The organism is Streptomyces sp. sk2.1, from assembly GCF_008120935.1.
Taxonomy (GTDB): domain Bacteria; phylum Actinomycetota; class Actinomycetes; order Streptomycetales; family Streptomycetaceae; genus Streptomyces.
This window is the reverse complement of the sequence record NZ_RDBO01000077.1, coordinates 647016-666767: the sequence shown is the minus strand read 5'-3', so window position 1 is coordinate 666767 and position 19752 is coordinate 647016. Positions and strand designations below refer to the sequence as shown.

Below are 19752 nucleotides of genomic sequence, written 5' to 3'. Positions count from 1 at the left end.
CCGGGGAAGGGGATTGGGGGGTCATGTCCGTTGTCTCCTCGTTGAAATGGGATGGGTGATGCGGCAGCGACCCGCGACGTCGGCTCCGCGGGGCGTGCACATGGTTCGTGGGGGGTGGTGGAACGGTGGTGCGGCTTCGGGGTGGTGCGGGGGTGTCCGCGCGCGCCGCCCGGGCCGGGGCAGGGCGGTCGGGCGCGGGGTGGTGAGTGGTGGGCGGTACGGCGGTGGTCACCCGGTGGTGCCGTTTTCATCGGCTCGGGCGGTGGTGTGGGCGGATGCCCTGGAGAGGACGACGGTGGCGGTGATGAGCAGCCCGAGGGCGGAGGCGCCGCAGGCGACGGCGGGTACCGCTCCGGTGCCGCCCGCCACGACGAGGAGGTCGACGGGGCGGGCCAGGAAGTGCAGACCGGGCAGTCGCCCGGCCAAAATCAGGGCGGGTGCCAGGGCCTCGACGGCGCAGGCGGTGGCGAGCGCGGCGATGGCCGGGCCGGGGTACCCGTGTCCGGTCAGCAGCCGGGCCAGCAGGAGCAGCACGCCGAGCGCGGCCGCCCCGGTGAACGCCCCGCCGCTCCCGTACCCGAGGCGGGCGAGGTGCAGCAGACCGATGAGGACGCACAGGTGGAGCGCGACGGCGCCGAACAGCAGGGGGCGCACACCGGCGGCGAACTCCTCCAGTGCGCGGCTGCCGCGGAGTTTGCGGCGCGCGTGCACGGAGAAGAGGTGGGCGCACCAGGCGGCCGGGGCGAGCGAGAGGGCCAGTCCCAGCAGTGGCGCGGGGGTGATCTCCCAGGGGCCCTCGGGTCCGCCGCTGAGCACCTGGGCGAGCAGGGGTTCGCCGTACAGGACGTAGCCGAGGAGCCAGCAGCCGTACAACGGGGCGGTGAACGGGGAGCGGCTCCCGGCGCGCAGGGGGCCGTCGCGCAGGGCGAGGGCGAGGGCGGCGAGCGCGAGGAACGCGCCGGTGAGGGCGACCGCGAGCCGGGCCCCTCCCCCGAGCGCCCCCTCGGTGAGTTCGAGCACGCCGACGGTCGCGACGCAGGCGGCGCCCGGCAGCAGGGCGCGGAGCGACCAGGCGGCGCGCGTGTGGACGTCGCGCTCCGGCGCGCCGGGGCCGGCCGCGGGCTCCGTGACCGTTTTGGGCATCCGTGCGAACAGTTCCTCGGCGAGCGAGAAGACGTCGCGGTGCCGGTAGCGGGCGGCCACCCGGTCGGTGACGCCGTGGGCCTCCAGGCCGGCGGCGATCTCCAGCGGGTCGACGGCCCGTTCGCACAGCTGCCGGTGCCGGTGCATCAGCGATTTCACGGGGTCGGCGGTGCCGCGCCGCGCGGTACCGGGCCGCCGCGCCGCGACGGCTCCGGCGATCTCGGGAGCACGGCGGGCCCCGGTTCCGGTCGCGGCTCCCGCTCCGGTGACGGAAGCCCCGGCTCCGGCCTCGGCGGCAGGAACCCCGGCAACAGGGGCTCCCGCTCCGGTGGCGAGGGTTCCGGCGGTCGGGGGCAGGGCGTCCCCGCCTCCCCCGGTGGCCGGCGTGACGGGTGCGTCGGGCACCTCGGTCGGGCGGCCCATGGTGACTCCTTCGTGATCGTCGCCGACCGTGCCGGACCGTCCCGGCGCGCCGCGGCCCGGCCCGGCCGCCTCCTGCCCCTGCCGCCGCTCCTGCTCACGCATCCGTGCCACCCGCTCCCCGCGCCCCCGCGCAGACGGTCCGGGGCCCGGCGGCCCAGCTCGGCGTGCGGTCGGCCGGAACGGTGCACGGGTCCGTCCACGGGCCCATGACGTGTGCTTCGGGCGGGGTGGCGAACGGACGCGGTCCGCCGTCGGGCTCCGTCGTTCCGGCCCCGGTCCTCCGGCGCACCGGGGCGTGCGCCATCAGCTCCAGGTAAATGCCGCGAAATGCCGCGAGGTTCTGTTCGACGGTGAAGAGTTCGAGTGCGCGGGCGCGGGCCGCCGCTCCGAGCCGTGCACGCCGCTCGGGGTCCCGCAGCAGCGCGAGACAGGCGTCGGCCAGTGCCCCGGGGTTGCCCGGGGGCACCACGAGGCCGGTGCCGCCGATGACCTCGACGACCGCGCCGACGTCCGTCGAGACCGTGGCCCGGCCGCAGAACATCGCCTCGACGAGGCCGGTGGGGAAGCCCTCGGCCACGCTGGAGAGGACGACGACCCCGCCCGCCCCGTACGTCTTCGCGGGGTCGGCCGCCCCGGCCGCGCCGGGGTCCTCGAAGGAGACCGGGCCGCCATCGGCGGTGTCCGCGCCCGTCGCCCCGGCGGGGAGCGGCCGGGCGGGGAACAGCCGGTCGGCGAGTGCCCGGCAGTGCGCGAGGTAGGCGGCGCCCTCCGGGCCCCCCGCCGGGGTGCCGATGATCCGCAGCCGGGCGGCCGGTGCGGACCTCTGGACCTCCGCGAAGGCGCGCAGCAGCGCGACCAGGTCCTTGGCCGGTTCGATCCGGCCGACCCAGACCAGGGTGTCGTCCGGACCTCCGTCGCCGCTCTCGCCCAGCTCCGTGAAGCGGTCGGACTCCATGCCGGGGTGGACGGTGCGCAGCTTCTCGCGTCCGGCCCCGCACCGCTCCTGCCAGCGGCGGGCGTGGGTGTCGCCGGGGGTGACGATCGCGGCCTGCCGGTACACCTCGGCGGCGAGCAGCCGGTGGAAGCCGGCGAGCAGGGCGCGCACCGGCGCACTCGATCCGGTTCCGGCCTCGGCGAGGTGGTGCGCCCGCAGCCGCGCGCCGTACTCGGTGACCAGCAGGGGCACCCCGAAGAAGCGTTTGACCAACAGCCCGGGCAGGGCCGCGGCGCCGCCGGACGTCGCGTGGCAGAGGTCGACCGCGCCGAGGCCCTCCTCGTCGTACCAGTCGAGCGAGAGCGGGTGCAGCGCCCGGTCGAGCTCCCGGGCGAAGACGAGCAGGTCGGGGACGGCGGCGGCCTGGACGGTGCGTCCGGCCCCGGGGGCGTGGCAGGCCGCTTCCAGGACGCGCACGGCGGTCTCGGAACGGAGCGCCGGAGCCAGTCCGCCGTGCTCACGGGCCAGTTCGGCGAGCCCGTAGAGGCCCTGCGCGAACCGTTCGCCCACGGCGTCACCGGCCGTGCGCCCCGCGCCCGGCCCGCCGACACCGGCACCGCCCGCGCCGCTGCTTCCCGCGCCGCTGCTTCCCGCGCCTCCCGCGCCGTCGACGGCCCCGTTCCCGGCCCGCGCCCCGTCGGCCGCGCAGACCGCGGAGGCGAGAGCCGTCAGATGCGCCGTGAAGCGCCGCCGCTCGCGCCGTCCGTACGGGCGCGCGCCCCTGCCCGACCGCATCCGGCCGAGCGGTCCGCGGGCGTCCGGAGCGCCCTCGTCCGCGGTCCACACCGGCGCCGTCCGCACCCGGCTGACCTGCATCGGGAGCGGGACCCAGCCCTGTTCCCCCTGCTCGGCGGAGCGGCTGAGCGCGAAGAGATCGAACTCGTGCTGCGCGATTCCGCGCACCAGACGGTCGCACCAGAGTCCGGACTCACCGTTCGGGTACGGGTAGCCACCCTCGGTGAGGAGTCCGATCCGCACGGGCACACCTCCGATCTCCCCGGTGGACGGCCGCCGTTGACACGACGACTCATAGCGGGAAGACCGTAAGCGGATACGCCGGTGGCGCGACGGACGGTTGTCCGTCGCGCCACCGGAAGGGGTGAACCGGCGTAACTTTCCCGCCCCGACGGCGTTTCGTTGCGCCGGGAGAGCGGTTCGTCACTCCGGGTCAGGCGGCGGCCAGCTCCTTGCGGGCCGCGCGGCGCACCGCCGCGAGCGCCGGATCGAGCGCGGGGACGGCCGCCAGGAGCTGCCTGGTGTACGGGTCCCGGGGGTTCCCGTACACCTCGTCCACCTCGCCCTCCTCGACGATCCGGCCCCGCCGCATGACCGCGACCCGGTCGCTGACCTGCCGCACGACGGCCAGGTCGTGGGCGATGAAGACCAGGGCGAGCCCCAGTTCCCGCTGCAGCCGCGCCAGCAGGGCGGTCACCTGGGCCTGGGTCGTCACGTCGAGCGCGGAGACCGCCTCGTCGCAGACGATCAGCTCCGGCTCGGCGGCCAACGCCCGTGCGATGCCGACCCGTTGGCGCTGCCCGCCGCTGAACTCGTGCGGGTAGCGGTGGTAGCTCTCCGGGTCGAGGCCGACCCGGGTCAGCAGGTCCCGCACCCGGGCCCCGATCACGGACTCGTCGCGTTCCCCGGCGGCCCGCAGCGGGTCGGCGACCGACTCGCCGATCGAGCGGCGCGGGTTGAGGGAGGAGACGGGGTCCTGGAAGACCATCTGCACCCGGGCCCGGCGGGTGAGCCGGCCCGAGGTGGGCTCCCGCAGCCCGACGAGCATCCGCCCGAGGGTGGTCTTGCCGCTGCCGCTCTCGCCGACGACGCCGAGGGTCTCGCCGCGGCGGACGGTGAGGGAGACGCCGTCGACGGCCGCGAAGGCGGACTTCCCCCTGCCGAACACCTGTCGTACGTCGACGGCTTCGACGAGCACGTCGGCCGCTTCGGCCGCCTCCCCCGGGCCACCCGCGGCACCCGGAACCTCTGCGCCCCCAGGAACCTCTGCAATCCCAGAAACCCCTACAGCCCTCGGAACCTCTGCGGTACCAGAAGCCCCCACAGCCCCCGGAACCTCTGCGATCCCGGAAGCCCCCGCGACCCCGGAGCCGTCCGGAGCCACCTCGGTCCCGGGGGCGACCCGCGGCTGCGTCACCCGCGGCACCGCCGCCAGCAGCGCCCGCGTGTACGGCTCGCGCGGCGCCACGAGCACCTCGCCCACCGGCCCCCGTTCCACCGCCCGCCCCGACTGCATCACCAGCACCTCGTCGACCGACTCCGCCGCCACTCCCACGTCGTGCGTGACCAGCAGCAGCCCCATGCCCGTCTCCCGCCGCAGGCCGTGCAGCAGGTCCAGGATCTGGGCCTGGACGGTGACGTCCAGGGCGGTCGTCGGCTCGTCGGCGATCAGCAGCTGGGGCTCGCAGGCCAGGGCCATCGCGATCAGCGCCCGCTGCCGCATCCCGCCGGAGAACTCGTGCGGCCTCGACCGGGAGCGCCGCGCCGCGTCGGGAATCCCGACCCGGTCCAGCACCTCCACGGCCCGCGCCCGCGCGGCCCGGCGGGAGGCCCGGTTGTGCACCCGGTACACCTCGGCGATCTGGTCGCCCACCGCGTAGTACGGGTCGAGCGAGGACAGCGGGTCCTGGAAGACCATCGCGGCCTTCGCGCCCCGCAGCGCCCGCAGTTCCGCGTCGTCCGCCGCGTTCACGTCCACACCCGCGACCCGGACCGAGCCGCCGACCTCGGCACCGGTCCCCCGGTGCAGGCCGAGCAGGGCGTACGCCGAGGCGCTCTTGCCGGAGCCGGACTCGCCGACGACGCCGAGCGCGCCGCCGGCCTCCAGCGAGAACGACAGGTCCTCCACCGCGCGCACGTCGCCGAACGAGATCGAGAGACCGGAGACTTCGACCAGGCTCATGCCAGCACCACCCGTCGGTCGGCCATCGCCTGCAGGATGTCGGCGACGGTATTGGCGAGGACCACGAAGAACCCGGTGACGAGCACCAGGCCGACGACCACCGGAAGGTCCACGTGCTTCACGGCGTCGACGAGTTCCCGGCCTACGCCCGGAATCCCGAAGAGCGACTCGGTGAGGACGGCGCCGCCGAACATCGAGCCGACGTCCAGCGCGCCGAGCGCGATCACCGGCGCCAGCGCGCCGCGCAGGGCGTGCCGTCCGACGATCGCCCGCTCGCCGACCCCGTACGCCCGGAAGGTGCGCACGTGGTCCTCGGCCAGGGTCTCCAGCATCGAGGCCCGGGTCATCCGGGCGTACGGGGCGGCGGACACCAGGGCCAGCGAGATCCAGGGCAGCAGCAGGTTCCAGGCCCACTGCTCCGGGTCCTCGGTGAACGGCACGTAGTCGGGGAACGGCAGGATCCGGAGCGCCGTGACCGTGATGATGATCAACAGCAGCCCGATGACGAAGACCGGGGTGGCCATGCCGGCCAGGGTGATCCAGGTGAGGATGCGCTCGGTCGGACGGCCGCGCCGCCACACCGAGAGCAGTCCGGTCCCGACGCCGAGCAGCATCCACAGCACGAAGGCGCCGACGGCGAGCGAGGCGGTGGCCGGGAGCTTGGCCAGGATCAGCTCGGTGACCTGCTGGTCGCTCTGGTACGAGAGTCCCAGGCAGGGGGCCTGGCAGTGCAGCACGCCGGTCCCGGTCGAGTAGTCGCGGCCGGTGAGGAGCCCCTGGAGGAAGTGCGCGTACTGCACGTACAGCGGGTCGTCCAGGTTCAGTTGCTCGCTGACCTGCGCCACCTGCGCGGGCGAGCAGCGCGGACCGCAGGCGATCTGCGCGACGTTGCCGGGCGCGACGTAGAAGGCCGCGTAGACGACGACGCTGAGGGCGAGCAGCACGAAGAGCGCGCCGCCGAGGCGTCTGAGCAGGAACCACTTCATGCCGCGGCCTCCTTCTCGCGTCCGGTGCCGGTGCCGGTGCCCGCGCCCGTGCCGGTTCCCTTCCGGCCCGCGCCGGTCCGCTTCCGGCCGGTGCCGATCCGCAGCCGGGACTCGGCGCGCGGGTCGAGTGCGGTGCGCACGCCCTCGCCGAGGACGGTCAGCGCCAGCACGGTGACGAAGAGCAGCAGGGCGGGGATCAGCAGGTAGGTGGGGGCCGCCTGGTACCAGGTGTCGGCGTCGCTGAGCATCTGTCCCCAGGACGGGGTGGGCGGCTTGATGCCGACGCCCAGGAAGGACAGGGCCGCCTCGACGACGATGTTGCCCGGGAAGAGCAGCACGGCGTACGTGATGACGGGGGCGGCCAGGGCGGGCAGCAGTTCGCGCCGGGCGATCTGCCAGGGCCCCCAGCCGCTGAGCCGGGCGGCGGCCACGTGGTCGAGCGATTTCAGCGCGAGCGTCTGGGCGCGCACGATCTTGGAGATGCCTGACCAGCCGACCAGGCCGATGATGACCGCGATCAGGACCGGGCGCGGGAAGCCCGCCGGTACGACGGCCAGCGCGCCGAGCGCGATCACCATGACGGGCAGCGCGACCACGACATCGGTGACCCGGCTCAGCGCCTGGTCGACGAAGCGGTTGCCGAGCCCGGCCGCGAGACCGACGGCGACGCCGATGAGCACCTGGAGCAGGGTGGCGGCCAGTGCGACACCGAGCGAGACCCGGGCGCCGTACACGACGCGGGCGAACAGGTCGCGTCCGGTGAGCGGTTCGACGCCGAGCCAGTGCTCGGCGCTCATGCCGCCGAAGGAGCCGATCGGCACCCCGCCGGTGGCGGAGTCGACGAGGTCGGGGTGGTACGTGGTGGGGTCCTGGCCCTCGATGCCCGTGAGCAGCGGGGCGGCGAGCGCGGCCAGGACCAGCAGGGCGACGACCGCGGCGGCCACCAGGGCCGAGCGCCGGGCGCGCAGCCGCCGCCAGAACGGATGGGCCCCGGAGGCGGGGGCCGCGACGGCCCCCGCCTCCCCGGCCGGAAGTGCGTCGGCCATGGTTACTTGACCGCGACCTGCGAGACGTCGAGCACGCCGGTCCAGTCACTGATCACGACGTTCTTGACGGCCTCGCCGTACAGCCGCTTGTAGACCGGGTGGAACAGCGGCACGGTCAGGGCCTGCTCGCCGACCTTCTTGTCGAGTGCGCCCCAACGCTTCGCGGCGGCGTCCAGGTCGGTCAGCTTGTTGATCTCGTCGATCTCCTTGTTGACCGAGGGGTCGTTCAGCTGGCCGGAGTTGAAGTTGTAGCCGGACTCGACGATCTGGCGCCCGTCGAAGATCGGCGCGAAGAACGGGCCGCCGGACGGCCAGTCGGCGCCCCATCCGCCGAGGAAGAAGCCGGGCTCGCTCTTCACGTTGTAGACCGTGTCGGAGTAGTCGTTGCTCTCCAGACCCTGGAGCTTGACGGTGATGCCGGCCTTCTTCAGCGCCTCCTGGATCGCGGTGGCGATCTCCGGGCTCGTCGCGAAGTCCTTGTCGTTGGAGTGCGTGAGGGTGACGGTCAGCCCGTCGGGGTGGCCGGCCTCCTTCAGCAGCTCCTTGGCCTTGGCCGGGTCGCCCGACTTGCCCGCCGGGAAGTGGTCGTACGGCGTGTACCCGAAGGCCGCCTGGTTCGGCAGGAAGGTGGTGGCGGGTTCGGCGAGCGAGGAGCCGCCGGCCGCGTTGACCACGGAGGAGCGGTCGATGGCGTACGAGATCGCCTGGCGCACCTTCGGGTCGTCGAACGGCTTCACCTTCGGGTTGAAGGCGATGTAGTTGGTGTAGCCGAAGTGGCCGGTGCCGACCCGGGCGGCGAGCTTCTTGTCGCCGGTGACCTTGGCGAGTTCGGCCGGGCCCAGGTTGGTGTCGGTGGTGACGGCGGCGGCGTCGGCGCCCTGGGACGCGGACAGGCGCTGGTTGATGACGGCGGAGTCGAGGCCGGAGCGCACCTCGATCCGGTCGGGGTACGCCTTGCGCTCCTCGTCGGTCGCCTCCGACCAGTGCGGGTTGCGCTCCAGGGTCAGGCGCTCGCCGTCGCCCTCGTTCCTCACGACCTTGTACGGGCCCGAGGAGATCGGGTGCTCCTCGTACTTGGTGCCCTTGTCCTTGGCCTCGGGCACCGGGGTCGTCTGGGTCTGCGTGGCCAGGAAGGGGAACTCGCCCTCCGGCTTGTTGAGGTGGAAGACGATGGTCTTCGCGTCGGGCGTCTCGATCGAGTCGAGGCCCTTCTTGTCCTTGTACGGGCCCTGGTAGTCGGCGCCGCCGATCAGCCAGTCGCGCAGGTAGGGCGCGCCGCCGGAGAGTTCGGCGGCGAAGGAGCGCTCGATGCCGTACTTGATGTCGGCACTGGTGATCGCGGTGCCGTCCTCGTACTTCAGGCCGTCCTTGAGCGTGTACGTCCACACGGTGGCGTTCTTGCTGGGGGTGCCCAGGTCGGTCGCGAGGTCGGGGACGACCTTCGCGCCGGCGGCCCCGTCCTCGCGGTTGCGGGTGGTGAGCGTGCGGAAGACGAGGGAGGGGATGTTGCCGCCGCCGGAGGTGTAGAGCCGTGCGGGGTCGAAGTCGCTCTGCGGCTTGCTGTTCAGGACGGTGAGGGTGCCGCCCTTCTGGGGCTTGCCCGCCGCGCCGGAGTTCCCGTCGCCGCCTTTGCTGTCCTCGGGCCCGCAGGCCGCGGCACCCGCTGCCACGACGATGACTGCGGTGGCCGCTGCCACGCGGCGCGATATGACGGACGGTTGACGCATCGGAAGGTGACCTCTCGGATTACTGCCTGGAGAAACGGACTGAAGAATTCCGCAGGCAGGGCGAGAGCGGCCGGGGACGGTCGTCACACGAAGGAATCAACCGGAAGGAACCGGACTGCCGCGCCTGCGGGCGAGGTGTGCCCGGCGCGGCGGTCGTATGTGGCCGTCCCGGCCCGTTCGGGGCTCGGACGGCGGGCGGACGCGCGCTCGGGCAGGCGTCAGCAACAGTGGATGTCGGCGACACTGTGCCCGGTCACGCCGATGAGCGCCAGCTCTATGGCTGTGCGACCGGGGGTGACGGGACTGTGCGACATGCCGAGAAATATGGATCACCGCTCGAACCGATGTCAACGCGATTCGAGACGCCTGTCCCAGCATTCGGACAGCGCATGGACGTGGACGGCCGTCCGCGCGGCCCGCGCCGGGACCCGTCCACGAGCCGGGGACGACCCGCCGCGTCTGCGGGCCCGGCCCCATCGGGGTCAACTGCCCGGATGGACCCAGGCGTTGGGACGGCACTTGATCCCGTCGAGGTCCAGGGTCTTGGTCTGCTGCTGCATCACCGGGGCGAGGGCTCCGGGCGTGCGGCAACTCACATGGTTGTGACCCAGCCGGTGGCCGACCTCATGGTTGATCAGCATCTGGCGGTAGGCGAAGAGTTTGTCCGGACCGAAGGTCGAGGAGCCCTGGGCCCAGCGGTAGGCGTTGATCATGACGCGCTCGGTCGCGGCGGAGTCGCACGAGACGTTGTCCTGCGTGGTGTCCAGGCCGGACTTGGCGCACCAGACACCGGTGGTGCCGGGGCTGGCCAGGGTGATCACGAAATCGGCCTTCCCGGAGGAGACCCGCTCGAAGGTCATCGCCCCGTCGTGCGCCCAGCTGCGGTCGTCGTTGAGGGTCTCCTGCACGGCCCTGGCGAAGAGCCCGGCGTCCAGGCCGAGGCCCTTCTCGATGTCGATCCGGTAGCGGTACTTGTGCCCGCGCCCCGGCGCCTTCGCCGCGCCCGGCACCGTCTCGAACTTTCCGGACGCCTTGAGCTCGGGGTCGAGCGGATAGGCGCGGGCCATCTTCTGCTCGTACGAGAGCGGCTTGACCTTCGCCGGGGTCGGGGTGGACCGGTCGTCCGAGCGGGAGGCATCGTCGGTGCCGTCCCGTTCGACGCCCGGGGCCCGCGCGACCGCGGCCCCGCCGTCGTGGTCCTGGGCGACCTGACCGGCCACGACCACGGCCAGCACCGTGGTCACCGCGGCGGCCGCGATGCCGGTGAAGGTGCGGCCCCGGATGCCCTTGCCGTCCTTGTCGTCCGCCGGGGCATCGGCGTCGCCATCGGGCGGCCGTTCGTCCCACGCGCCGACCGAGGCGTACGGATCGGCCGGGCGGGCCGGCGGAACGGCCGGTCCGCGGGACGCGGGCGGGGCGGGCGGCGCGTCGAAGGCTTCGACGAACTCGCGCCGCGGTCCCGGTATCAGCGGCCGGGCACCGGCCGGGGGCTGCTGCGGGGGCGCCGTCCGGGGCGGCGGCGCGGGATGGTGGCCCGGCTCGCGGTGTCGCGGCTGCGGCCCGGTCCCCCAGCCGCCGCCGGGTTCCCGCTGCTCGGGGTGGCCGCCGCGGACGTGGCCGGTCTGCTGGAACGGGGCGTGCCCGTCCGTACCGGCGGGGGCCTCCGCCGCCCTCCGCCGCCGGCCGGTACCGGGACCGGGCCTGACGCCCTCGCGTTCGCCGCCCGTGTCGACGGCGGCGGCCCCGGTGCCGGACCCCGGGGGTTTGGAGCCCTTTCGACTGTGTCGTCCCACGCCCCGGATCAGCTCCCGCCGCATTCGTCGAGCAATTCCCGGAAGGCCTGGGCGACCGCCTCCGGGTACTCCATCATCGCCACGTGCCCCGCGTCGGGCAGGGTCAGCAGCCGGGCGTCGCGGAAGGCCGCGGCCGCCTTGCTCGCCATCCGGTGGGAGACGAGCTGGTCCCGTCCGCCGTAGACGAGCTGGGTCGGTGCGAGCACCCGCTCGGCCTGGCGCCACAGTCCCTGCTGGCCGCCGAGCGTGTACGCATCGACAATGCCACGCGCCGAGCGCGCCATCGCGTCCCAGAAGTACGGCAGTTCCATCCGGCGCTCCATTTCGGCCACCGCCTCGCGGAAGCCCGCCTCGGAGACCCGTGCCGGGTCCCCGTAGCAGAGCGCCATGACGCCGCGGGTGCGCTCCTCCGCGGTCCACTCCCTGGTCATCCGGGCGAACAGGGCGGCCACACCCGGCAGCGCGAGCAGGCCCGTCGGCACGGCGGATCGCTGCACCCGGATCTCGGGCAGCGCGGGCGAGACGAGGGTGAGGGTGTGCACCAGGTCGGGCCGGACCGCGGCGACCCGGGTGGCCACGGCGCCGCCGAGCGAATTGCCGAACAGGTGCACCGGCCCCCGCTCCTCGGCGTCGAGGAAGCGGATCACGGCACGGGCGTGCCCGGTGACCGAGTAGTTCCCGTCGTCCGGGGGCGGCGAGCAGCCGAAGCCGGGCAGGTCGACGGCCTCCCCGTCGACCACGTCCTGGAGCAGCGGCATCAGCGCCGACCAGTTCTGCGAGGAGCCGCCGAGTCCGTGCACGAAGAGCGCGGGTGGCAGGCCGTCGCGCCCCGGCGTCCGGGACCGCACGGCCAGCGTCAGCCCCGGCAGCGCGACGGAGCGCAACTCCTCCCCCTCCGCGACCTTCACGGCGCTCGCCACGGGCGGTGCCGCGGCGACGACGGCACGGACTCCCGGCAGCTCGGTCGAAGACATGCGGCAATGTTACGAGACGATCACACCCCGGTTCATGTGTTCGCCGTCACAGGCCGCGTAGCGGCCCGGGGGCCCAGCTTCTACGCTCGAAGCGAGGAAGGGAGTCCCCATGACGGTCGACCCCAGTGACCCGGAGACCTTCGAGGACATCCAGCCGGACGAACCGGACCAGGAGACGCCCCGGGCGGACGCCGCCGAGCAGCGCACCGATCTCCAGCAGCGACGCGACGAACCGCTCACGGACATCGACCGGACCAGTGCCGACGAGGCCGATGCCGCGGAACAGGCCCGTGTTGTCACACAGGATGAGGACGATTACCGCTGATACGACCCGCTTTGTCCCACGGATCGTCGAATCTACGGCTACCGCAGCCGTCCGGTCCGTGAAATTCTGCGTCCGCGCCGCGCACACCCGGGTTACCCAAAAGTACGATGGCTGTACGGCGCAGCGTGCACGGAAAGGCTGTGTTCGATCACAAATTTGGGAGGCGGCGTGACAGCCATCGAGCAGACCGAGGCGGCGCGCCCGAGGGGTACTCGCCTGCCCCGCCGCGCCCGACGCAATCAGCTGCTGGGCGCCGCGCAGGAAGTTTTCGTGGCCCAGGGCTACCACTCCGCCGCGATGGACGACATCGCCGAGCGGGCCGGTGTCAGCAAGCCGGTGCTCTACCAGCACTTCCCGGGCAAGCTGGAGCTCTATCTGGCCCTGCTCGACCAGCACTGCGAGTCGCTCCTCCATGCGGTCCGTACGGCACTGGCGTCGACGACCGACAACAAGTTGCGCGTCGCCGCGACGATGGACGCGTACTTCGCCTACGTCGAGGACGAGGGCGGCGCGTTCCGGCTGGTCTTCGAGTCCGACCTGACCAACGAGCCCGCGGTGCGCGAGCGCGTGGACCGGGTGTCGTTGCAGTGCGCGGAGGCGATCTCCGACGTCATCGCCGGTGACACGGGGCTGTCCAAGGACGAGTCCATGCTCCTCGCGGTCGGCCTGGGCGGGGTGTCCCAGGTGGTCGCCCGCTACTGGCTCTCCAGCCAGTCCTCCATTCCGCGCGACACCGCCGTCCAGCTGCTCACCTCGCTGGCCTGGCGGGGCATCGCGGGCTTCCCGCTGCACGGCATCGACCAGCACTGAGGACCCGCTGCCCGGCGGGCTCCGGGTCCGGGCACGGGCGGCGGCCGCCGCCCGTGTTCGCTGCGGGCGTTGCCCGCCGACCACTGAGGGCTCCCCGCAGCGGGCTAATGTGTGCTGCGTACGGCGCGGTGCACCGCGCAGGGACTGACCGTCGGAGGGACATAGCCGTGGAGGTCAAGATCGGGGTGCAGCACACTCCCCGGGAGATCGTTCTGGAGAGCGGGCTCACCGCCGAAGAGGTCGAGAGCACGGTCGCCGAGGCTCTCGCCGGCAAGACGCAGCTGCTCAGCCTCACGGACGAAAAGGGCCGCAAGGTCCTGGTGCCGGCCGACCGGATCGCTTACGTGGAGATCGGCGAGCCCACCACGCGCCGGGTGGGGTTCGGCGCGCTGTAGGCACGTCGAAGCGGTGACCGAGGCGGCGGCCCGGCGGGATTCCCGCCGGGCCGCCGCGCGTCGTGACCGGAACGGGCTCCGCGATGCGTCGTCGCGACCGGAACGGGTCCTGCGGGGCGTCGTCGCGACCGGAACGGGTTCCACCGCTCGTCGTCGTGACCGGATCGGGTCCCGCGGGGCGTCGTCGCGACCGGGCCCTGTCCCGCAGTCGGCCTGATCTGTCCGCACATGCGTCCAGCAGGCGATTCCTGTGCGAAACCGGCTCGGGGAGGGTTGCGTTCCGCACCCTTCGGGTAGGACCGCTTACGACCGTTTTACCCGCCCCGCCACTCGCGAGGTGATCATCTGTGATCCTGGAACCGCTCGGTGCCGTCGTACTCGGACTCGCCCTCGCCTGGGTGGCGCTCCGCTCCCTGCCCCACCGGCTCCCGTCCCGTCGCGCCGTGTTCACCACCGGCGCCCTGGGAGCCCTGTTCGGCATGTTCCTCACGCACTCGGTGCTGGGCCCGGGTCACGGCGTGGCCACGCTGATCGGCGCGGTGCTGATCGGCGTGGTGACGCTCTCGTTGCTGGTCCGTCCCGGCAATCACGCCCTGAGCCGGTCGGCGGCCGTCTGACCGAGCGGTGCCGGGGCCGCGGGTGCGGCCCCGGGTGACCGTGATCGTCCCGCTACGCGGCGAGCCCCAGCGCGGCCATCCGCTTGGTGTGCGCCTCGGTGATCCGGGAGAACATCCGGCCCACCTCCGCCAGGTCGAAGCCGTCCGCCACGCCGCCGACGAGCATCGTCGACAGCGCGTCGCGGTCGGCCACCACCCGCTGGGCCTGGGAGAGCGCCTCGCCCATCAGCCGGCGCGCCCACAGCGCGAGCCGGCCCCCGACGCGCGGGTCGGCCTCGATCGCGGCGCGCACCTTCTCGACGGCGAAGTTGCCGTGTCCGGTGTCGTCGAGCACGGCGAGGACGAGGGAGCGGGTGTCCGAGTCGAGCCGGACGGCGACCTCGCGGTAGAAGTCACTGGCGATGGAGTCGCCCACGTACGCCTTGACCAGCCCCTCCAGCCAGTCCGAGGGCGCGGTCTGGCGGTGGAAGTCGTCGAGCGCCTTGGCGAACGGCTCCATCGCGCCGGTCGGCTCCACCTCGATCGCGGTCAGCCGGTCCGTCAGCCGCTCGAAGTGGTGGAATTCGGCGGAGGCCATCTTCGCCAGCTCCGCCTTGTCGGCCAGGGTCGGCGCGAGTTTGGCGTCCTCGGCGAGCCGCTCGAAGGCCGCCAGCTCCCCGTACGCGAGTGCTCCCAGCAGGTCCACCACCGCGGCGCGGTACTGCGGTTCCTCGGACGCGGTGGCCCAGTCCTGGGCGGCGATCCCGGTGGGTTCAGGGGTTTCAGTGGCGTTGTCAGGCGTCTCCATGGACCGCAGAATAGCCCGCCCGCGGGGGTGCGTAAGGGCCCGGCCGGTACGCGACATCACACCGTTCCGATGAATTCGCCCGACACACATGCGCGAATCCGGGGTACAGTGGTATTGCGCCTACTGAGTATTTTGGATGTGCTTACGGCGCGAAAAAAGGTGAAAAGAATGAGGATGCCCGGTCGGTGGCCCGATCGGCTCCGACCCGACAGCCCTCCGCGCGGGTCGTGCGACACCGTACGACCGCAGATGAGGGGCCCCCTCAGCGGCACGAGCGCTCGAGCGACGGCAGTGGTCCCGCGCCACCCGGCCCATCCACGGCCGGATGACCAACCCCGGCACGGTACGACCCCCAGCGTTCGCCTCGGACCGCGTCTCACAGAAGAGGCAGCACCCTGACTACGTTCCGAGAACTCGGGATTCTTTCCGAGACCGCCGAGGCCCTTGAGTCCGTCGGCATCGTGTCCCCCTTCCCCATCCAGGAGATGACGCTCCCCGTCGCGCTCTCCGGCTCCGACGTCATCGGCCAGGCCAAGACCGGCACCGGCAAGACGCTCGGTTTCGGTCTGCCGCTGCTGGAGCGCGTCACCGTCCCCGCGGACGTCGAGGCCGGCCGGGCAGCGCCCGAGCAGCTGACCGACGCACCGCAGGCACTGGTCGTCGTCCCCACCCGTGAGCTCTGCCAGCAGGTGACCAACGACCTGCTGACCGCCGGCAAGGTGCGCAACGTCCGCGTGCTGGCGATCTACGGCGGCCGTGCCTACGAGCCGCAGGTGGAGGCCCTGAAGAAGGGCGTCGACGTGATCGTCGGCACCCCGGGCCGACTGCTCGACCTGGCCGGGCAGCGCAAGCTCGACCTCTCGCACGTCCGCGCGCTGGTGCTCGACGAGGCAGACGAGATGCTCGACCTGGGCTTCCTGCCCGACGTCGAGAAGATCATCACCATGCTTCCGCAGAAGCGCCAGACGATGCTGTTCTCGGCGACCATGCCGGGCGCCGTCATCGGTCTCGCGCGCCGCTACATGTCGCAGCCGACGCACATCCGCGCCACCTCGCCCGACGACGAGGGCGCGACCGTCGCGAACATCTCGCAGCACGTCTACCGGGCGCACTCGATGGACAAGCCGGAGATGGTCTCCCGCATCCTGCAGGCCAACGGCCGCGGACTCGCGATGATCTTCTGCCGCACGAAGCGCACGGCGGCCGACATCGCCGAGCAGCTGGACCGGCGCGGCTTCGCCTCCGGCGCGGTCCACGGCGACCTCGGCCAGGGCGCCCGCGAGCAGGCGCTGCGCGCGTTCCGCAACGGCAAGGTGGACGTGCTCGTCTGCACCGACGTCGCGGCGCGCGGCATCGACGTCGAGGGTGTGACCCACGTCATCAACTACCAGTCGCCGGAGGACGAGAAGACGTACCTCCACCGCATCGGCCGGACCGGCCGGGCCGGTGCCAAGGGCATCGCGATCACGCTGGTCGACTGGGACGACATCCCGCGCTGGCAGCTGATCAACAAGGCGCTCGACCTGAAGTTCAACGACCCGGTCGAGACGTACTCCACCTCGCCGCACCTCTTCGAGGAGCTCGACATCCCGGCCGGCACCAAGGGTGTCCTGCCGCGTTCCGAGCGGACCCGTGCGGGCCTGCGGGCGGAGGAGATCGAGGACCTGGGCGAGACGGGCGGCCGCGGCCGCAAGTCCGCCGCGCCCGCCGCGCGCGAGGAGCGCGCGCCGCGCACGCCGCGCCAGCGCCGTCGCACCCGGGGCGGTGCCGCCGTCTCCGCCGAGGCGTCCGCCGCCGCCGTGCCGGCCCCGGCCGCCGAGGTCGCCGACGCGCCGGCGGAGCCGCGTGCGCCGCGTCGCCGCCGTCGTACCCGGGTCGGTGCCGCGGAGGTCGCGGCCGAGGCCGCGCTGAACACGGTGCAGGCCCCCGCCGAGGCGGTGGCCGAGGCCGCGCCGAAGGCCGTCGAGGCTCCGGCCGAGACCAAGCCCCGACGCCGCCGCGCCCGGGTCGTGAAGCCGGTCGAGGACGAGGTCGACTTCCAGATCGCACCGGTCTCCGAGCCGGTGGCCGAGGCTAAGACGGTCACCCGGCCGCGCCGCCGCGCCCGGGTCGTCAAGCCGGTCGAGGACGAGGTCGACTTCCAGATCGCGCCGATCTCCGAGCCCCGGTCGGAGACCAAGCCGCGCCGCCGCACCCGTGCGGCCGCCAAGCCGGCCGCGGAGACGGTGGCCCAGGAGGCCCCGGCCGACGGGGCCGAGGCGAAGCCGCGCAGGCGGCGGGCGCCGCGCACGGCCGCCACGAAGGCCGAGGGCTGAGCACGGTCCCTGACGCAGGGGCGTGATTTCGCCGGACGGGCCCGAGGGATTTCCCTCGGGCCCGTCCGGCGTTCCGGGGCCCCGGAACGCCTCGGGGCCGGGGCGCCGGACTGCTCGGGGCATCGGCAGGGTTCGGGACGCGGGGTGGGCCCTTCCGCCCCTTCCGGCCTTCCGGCCGCGCCGCCCGTCACCGCACCCTCTAACCTCGTCCCATGAGCCGGCCGCACACCTTCACCCCGCCCCCCTGCGCCCACGCCCACCGGTTGCGTACCGCGCGCGGCGACTTCGCCGTGCTGGACGCCCCGCCGTCCGGCGCCGTACGGGGCACCGCGCTCCTGCTGCCCGGCTACACGGGCAGCAAGGAGGACTTCGTCGCGCTGCTCGAACCGCTCTCGGCCGCCGGGTACCGCACCGTCGCCGTGGACGGCCGGGGCCAGTACGAGAGCGAGGGGACGGATCGTCAGGAGGCGTATGAGCAGGGCGAGTTGGCCCGCGACGTGCTCGCGCAGGCCGCCGCGCTCGAAGCCGCCGAGGGCGGTGTGCACCTGCTGGGGCACTCCCTGGGCGGGCAGATCGCCCGCGCCGCCGTACTGCTCGACGCCTCGCCGTTCCGTTCGCTGACCCTCATGTCGTCGGGACCCGCCGAGGTCGTCGAGGCCCAGCAGCTCAAGGTGAAGATGCTCGGCGACGCGCTCGCGACGCTGACCATGGCCCAGGTGTGGGACGCGATGCGCGCCTTCGACCCGCCCGAGGACGCGGCGACGGACGGCGAGGACCTGCGCCGGCGCTGGCTGCGCCACCGGCCCGCCCAGCTGATCGCCACCGGCCGCCAGCTGGCCACCGAGCCGGACCGGGTGGCCGAACTGGCCGCCGCGGGGCTGCCGCTCCATGTGCTCTCCGGCGAACGCGACGACGTCTGGCCGGTGCCGCTGCTCGACGAGATGGCCATCCGGCTGGATGCCCGGCGCACCCGGATCACGGGCGCCGAGCACTCGCCCAACACGGACCGCCCGCAGGAGACGGCCGCCGCGCTCGTCGCGTTCTGGAACGGCCTGTAGGGGATCACGCGCGCTGCCGGAGACCCCGCGCCGGGCCCCGGCAGCCCGGGCCCGGCCGGCACGCGGGCACGCTCACCGGCCCGGCCCCGCACCGCGCGCGGGCCCCCGGCCTCAGTACTGCGCCTGCAGGTGCTGCCAGAACCCGTCCCGCAGCGCCCGCCGCAGCTGGGCGTGGCCGCGCAGCGACCGCTGGAGCAGCCGTTCGGCCTCGACCAGCAGGTCCTGGTCGACGGAACCCGGCAGATACGGGTGGCCCGGCAGCAGATCGGCGAGCGATTCGCGGCCCCGGGCGACCAGCCAGGCCGCGGCGATCTGCGCACCGACGAAGCGGACGTCCTCGCGCGAGGGCACCGGAGCGTCGTCCTCGTAGGTGGTGACGGGGCGTCTGGTGACGTACGGGCGGCAGAAGTCCAGGTCGAAGGTGCGCTGGCTGTCGACCTCCCAGAGCAGCGGTTCGGCCTGGTTGCGCCCCTCCCCCGCCTCGATGCCCCACAGGTGGACCCGGGCCCCGTAGCCCTGCGCGGCCTCCACCGCCGACACCAGGTCCTCGTCGCCGCCGACCAGGGCCGCGTCGCTGATGGCCCGGTGCCGGGCGAGCGATTCGAGGTCGGTGCGGATGAGCGAGTCCACGCCCTTCTGCTGGTTGTTGGCGTTGAGGTTGCCGAGTCTGACCTTGACGTCGGGGAGTTCGGCGATGGACTGCTGCTCGGCGGTGTGGATGCGCCTGCGGGCCCCGTCGTACCAGTACACGCGCAGCAGTCTGCTGTCCGCGAAGATCGTCCGGGCCTTGTCGATGAAGGCCTCGATCAGCCCTTCCGCGTCGAGGTCGAAGGAGCGGCGGTCCTCGGTTCCGGTGACGAGCAGTCCGGCCGCGGCGTACACATAGCCCGCGTCCACGAAGATGGCGTGGGTCGAGGGGGTCTTCGACACCTCGGCGAGCACCCGCTGGAGCAGCGCGTTGGTGCGGTCCAGTCGCTCGCCGATCTCTGCCTCGTTCATTCGGGCCTCGTCGTGGACCTCGTGGTCCTCGTCGCCGGTTCGTGCGCGGTGACCTGCTGATGCTTAGACATCCAAAAAATTTCCTTAGCGTAGGGAATGTTTGCAGGGGGCAAGCCGTTGTACCTCGTGTGAGCGCGGGACAGCGATGTCGGGCGCTCACATCCTTGCGGACGGGTCACCCGTCCTCCCAGTAGTTCTCCAGCAGGAGGATCAGACGAAGGGGAGCCATATGCGCTTCGAGATCATGCGACTCGACGATGTCGACGGTACCGCCGTGGACAGCACCGTCGTGGACGCCGCCTCCGTCAACCGGATCGTGCAGCAGGCCGCAGCCGTGGGCCAGCGCATCTACATCCGCCCGGCCGAATCCTCGGCTTCGTAACGCTCAACGACGCACAAAGACGAAGCGCCCCCGTACGGAAGATCCGTACGGGGGCGCCGTG

Annotated in this window: 18 protein-coding genes; 7 read left to right on the top strand and 11 right to left on the bottom strand. The window is 73.1% G+C overall.

The features are described from left to right. Positions 1-228: 228 nt before the first annotated feature. The 9 genes from EAO76_RS30260 to EAO76_RS30220 all read right to left on the bottom strand — a co-directional run bounded on the left by EAO76_RS30260 (position 229) and on the right by EAO76_RS30220 (position 12003). Complete coding sequence (locus EAO76_RS30260) at positions 229-1566, bottom strand: hypothetical protein (RefSeq protein ID WP_376039173.1); 1338 nt, start codon at positions 1564-1566, stop codon at positions 229-231. 94 nt (positions 1567-1660) lie between these two features. After that, positions 1661-3538: a DUF3492 domain-containing protein gene (locus EAO76_RS30250; RefSeq protein WP_148839078.1), complete on the bottom strand. Its 1878-nt coding sequence runs from the start codon at positions 3536-3538 to the stop codon at positions 1661-1663. A 190-nt stretch (positions 3539-3728) separates the two neighbouring features. Beyond that, positions 3729-5477: an ABC transporter ATP-binding protein gene (locus EAO76_RS30245; RefSeq protein WP_148839077.1), complete on the bottom strand. Its 1749-nt coding sequence runs from the start codon at positions 5475-5477 to the stop codon at positions 3729-3731. Further along, positions 5474-6463, bottom strand: a complete 990-nt coding sequence (locus EAO76_RS30240) for an ABC transporter permease (RefSeq protein WP_148839076.1) — start codon at positions 6461-6463, stop codon at positions 5474-5476. Before EAO76_RS30240 ends, EAO76_RS30245 begins: the two co-directional genes overlap by 4 nt. Next, entirely contained in the window at positions 6460-7509 is a 1050-nt protein-coding gene (locus EAO76_RS30235; protein WP_148839075.1) for an ABC transporter permease, read from the bottom strand. The genes EAO76_RS30240 and EAO76_RS30235 overlap by 4 nt, the downstream gene beginning before the upstream one ends. 2 nt (positions 7510-7511) lie before the next feature. Beyond that, positions 7512-9236, bottom strand: a complete 1725-nt coding sequence (locus EAO76_RS30230) for an ABC transporter substrate-binding protein (protein WP_187438839.1) — start codon at positions 9234-9236, stop codon at positions 7512-7514. 218 nt (positions 9237-9454) lie between these two features. After that, entirely contained in the window at positions 9455-9550 is a 96-nt protein-coding gene (locus EAO76_RS47375; protein ID WP_316248381.1) for an Ms4533A family Cys-rich leader peptide, read from the bottom strand. A gap of 168 nt (positions 9551-9718) precedes the next feature. Next, on the bottom strand, positions 9719-11053 hold the full coding sequence (locus tag EAO76_RS30225; RefSeq protein WP_148839073.1) for a DUF3152 domain-containing protein: 1335 nt from the start codon (positions 11051-11053) through the stop codon (positions 9719-9721). Then, a complete protein-coding gene (locus EAO76_RS30220; RefSeq protein ID WP_148839072.1) occupies positions 11038-12003 on the bottom strand; it encodes an alpha/beta fold hydrolase in 966 nt (321 codons plus the stop codon). Before EAO76_RS30220 ends, EAO76_RS30225 begins: the two co-directional genes overlap by 16 nt. Before the next feature lie 109 nt (positions 12004-12112). Here EAO76_RS30220 and EAO76_RS30215 point away from each other — a divergent pair, with 109 nt between their 5' ends. The 4 genes from EAO76_RS30215 (at position 12113) to EAO76_RS30195 (ending at position 14150) form a co-directional block, all read left to right on the top strand. Further along, entirely contained in the window at positions 12113-12328 is a 216-nt protein-coding gene (locus EAO76_RS30215; RefSeq protein WP_148839071.1) for a hypothetical protein, read from the top strand. Between the two features lie 168 nt (positions 12329-12496). Continuing rightward, entirely contained in the window at positions 12497-13138 is a 642-nt protein-coding gene (locus tag EAO76_RS30205; protein WP_148839069.1) for a TetR/AcrR family transcriptional regulator, read from the top strand. Positions 13139-13305: 167 nt separating this feature from the next. Continuing rightward, a complete protein-coding gene (locus tag EAO76_RS30200) occupies positions 13306-13533 on the top strand; it encodes a DUF3107 domain-containing protein (protein ID WP_187438838.1) in 228 nt (75 codons plus the stop codon). Positions 13534-13880: 347 nt separating this feature from the next. After that, positions 13881-14150, top strand: a complete 270-nt coding sequence (locus EAO76_RS30195; protein WP_148839067.1) for a hypothetical protein — start codon at positions 13881-13883, stop codon at positions 14148-14150. Between the two features lie 52 nt (positions 14151-14202). Here the strand turns inward: EAO76_RS30195 and EAO76_RS30190 are convergent, their stop codons facing one another. Further along, complete coding sequence (locus EAO76_RS30190; protein ID WP_148839066.1) at positions 14203-14937, bottom strand: ferritin-like fold-containing protein; 735 nt, start codon at positions 14935-14937, stop codon at positions 14203-14205. A gap of 485 nt (positions 14938-15422) precedes the next feature. Between EAO76_RS30190 and EAO76_RS30185 the strand changes: the two genes are divergently transcribed. After that, entirely contained in the window at positions 15423-17252 is a 1830-nt protein-coding gene (locus EAO76_RS30185) for a DEAD/DEAH box helicase (RefSeq protein ID WP_187438907.1), read from the top strand. 212 nt (positions 17253-17464) lie between these two features. Continuing rightward, positions 17465-18310, top strand: coding sequence for an alpha/beta fold hydrolase (locus EAO76_RS30180; RefSeq protein WP_148839064.1), 846 nt, complete (start codon positions 17465-17467; stop codon positions 18308-18310). Between the two features lie 111 nt (positions 18311-18421). On the opposite strand, the gene EAO76_RS30175 is transcribed toward EAO76_RS30180, so the two are convergent. Further along, on the bottom strand, positions 18422-19309 hold the full coding sequence (locus EAO76_RS30175; protein WP_148839063.1) for an NYN domain-containing protein: 888 nt from the start codon (positions 19307-19309) through the stop codon (positions 18422-18424). A 229-nt stretch (positions 19310-19538) separates the two neighbouring features. Between EAO76_RS30175 and EAO76_RS44890 the strand changes: the two genes are divergently transcribed. After that, a complete protein-coding gene (locus EAO76_RS44890; RefSeq protein ID WP_187438837.1) occupies positions 19539-19691 on the top strand; it encodes a hypothetical protein in 153 nt (50 codons plus the stop codon). The last annotated feature ends 61 nt before the right edge of the window (positions 19692-19752 follow it).

Coding starts and splice junctions, on each gene's coding strand:
- EAO76_RS30260 (WP_376039173.1), bottom strand. CDS start 1,566: ATGGGCCGCCCGACCGAGGTGCCCGACGCACCCGTCACGCCGGCCACC.
- EAO76_RS30245 (WP_148839077.1), bottom strand. CDS start 5,477: ATGAGCCTGGTCGAAGTCTCCGGTCTCTCGATCTCGTTCGGCGACGTG.
- EAO76_RS30240 (WP_148839076.1), bottom strand. CDS start 6,463: ATGAAGTGGTTCCTGCTCAGACGCCTCGGCGGCGCGCTCTTCGTGCTG.
- EAO76_RS30235 (WP_148839075.1), bottom strand. CDS start 7,509: ATGGCCGACGCACTTCCGGCCGGGGAGGCGGGGGCCGTCGCGGCCCCC.
- EAO76_RS30230 (WP_187438839.1), bottom strand. CDS start 9,236: ATGCGTCAACCGTCCGTCATATCGCGCCGCGTGGCAGCGGCCACCGCA.
- EAO76_RS47375 (WP_316248381.1), bottom strand. CDS start 9,550: ATGTCGCACAGTCCCGTCACCCCCGGTCGCACAGCCATAGAGCTGGCG.
- EAO76_RS30225 (WP_148839073.1), bottom strand. CDS start 11,053: ATGCGGCGGGAGCTGATCCGGGGCGTGGGACGACACAGTCGAAAGGGC.
- EAO76_RS30220 (WP_148839072.1), bottom strand. CDS start 12,003: ATGTCTTCGACCGAGCTGCCGGGAGTCCGTGCCGTCGTCGCCGCGGCA.
- EAO76_RS30215 (WP_148839071.1), top strand. CDS start 12,113: ATGACGGTCGACCCCAGTGACCCGGAGACCTTCGAGGACATCCAGCCG.
- EAO76_RS30190 (WP_148839066.1), bottom strand. CDS start 14,937: ATGGAGACGCCTGACAACGCCACTGAAACCCCTGAACCCACCGGGATC.
- EAO76_RS30185 (WP_187438907.1), top strand. CDS start 15,423: ATGACGCTCCCCGTCGCGCTCTCCGGCTCCGACGTCATCGGCCAGGCC.
- EAO76_RS30180 (WP_148839064.1), top strand. CDS start 17,465: ATGAGCCGGCCGCACACCTTCACCCCGCCCCCCTGCGCCCACGCCCAC.
- EAO76_RS30175 (WP_148839063.1), bottom strand. CDS start 19,309: ATGAACGAGGCAGAGATCGGCGAGCGACTGGACCGCACCAACGCGCTG.
- EAO76_RS44890 (WP_187438837.1), top strand. CDS start 19,539: ATGCGCTTCGAGATCATGCGACTCGACGATGTCGACGGTACCGCCGTG.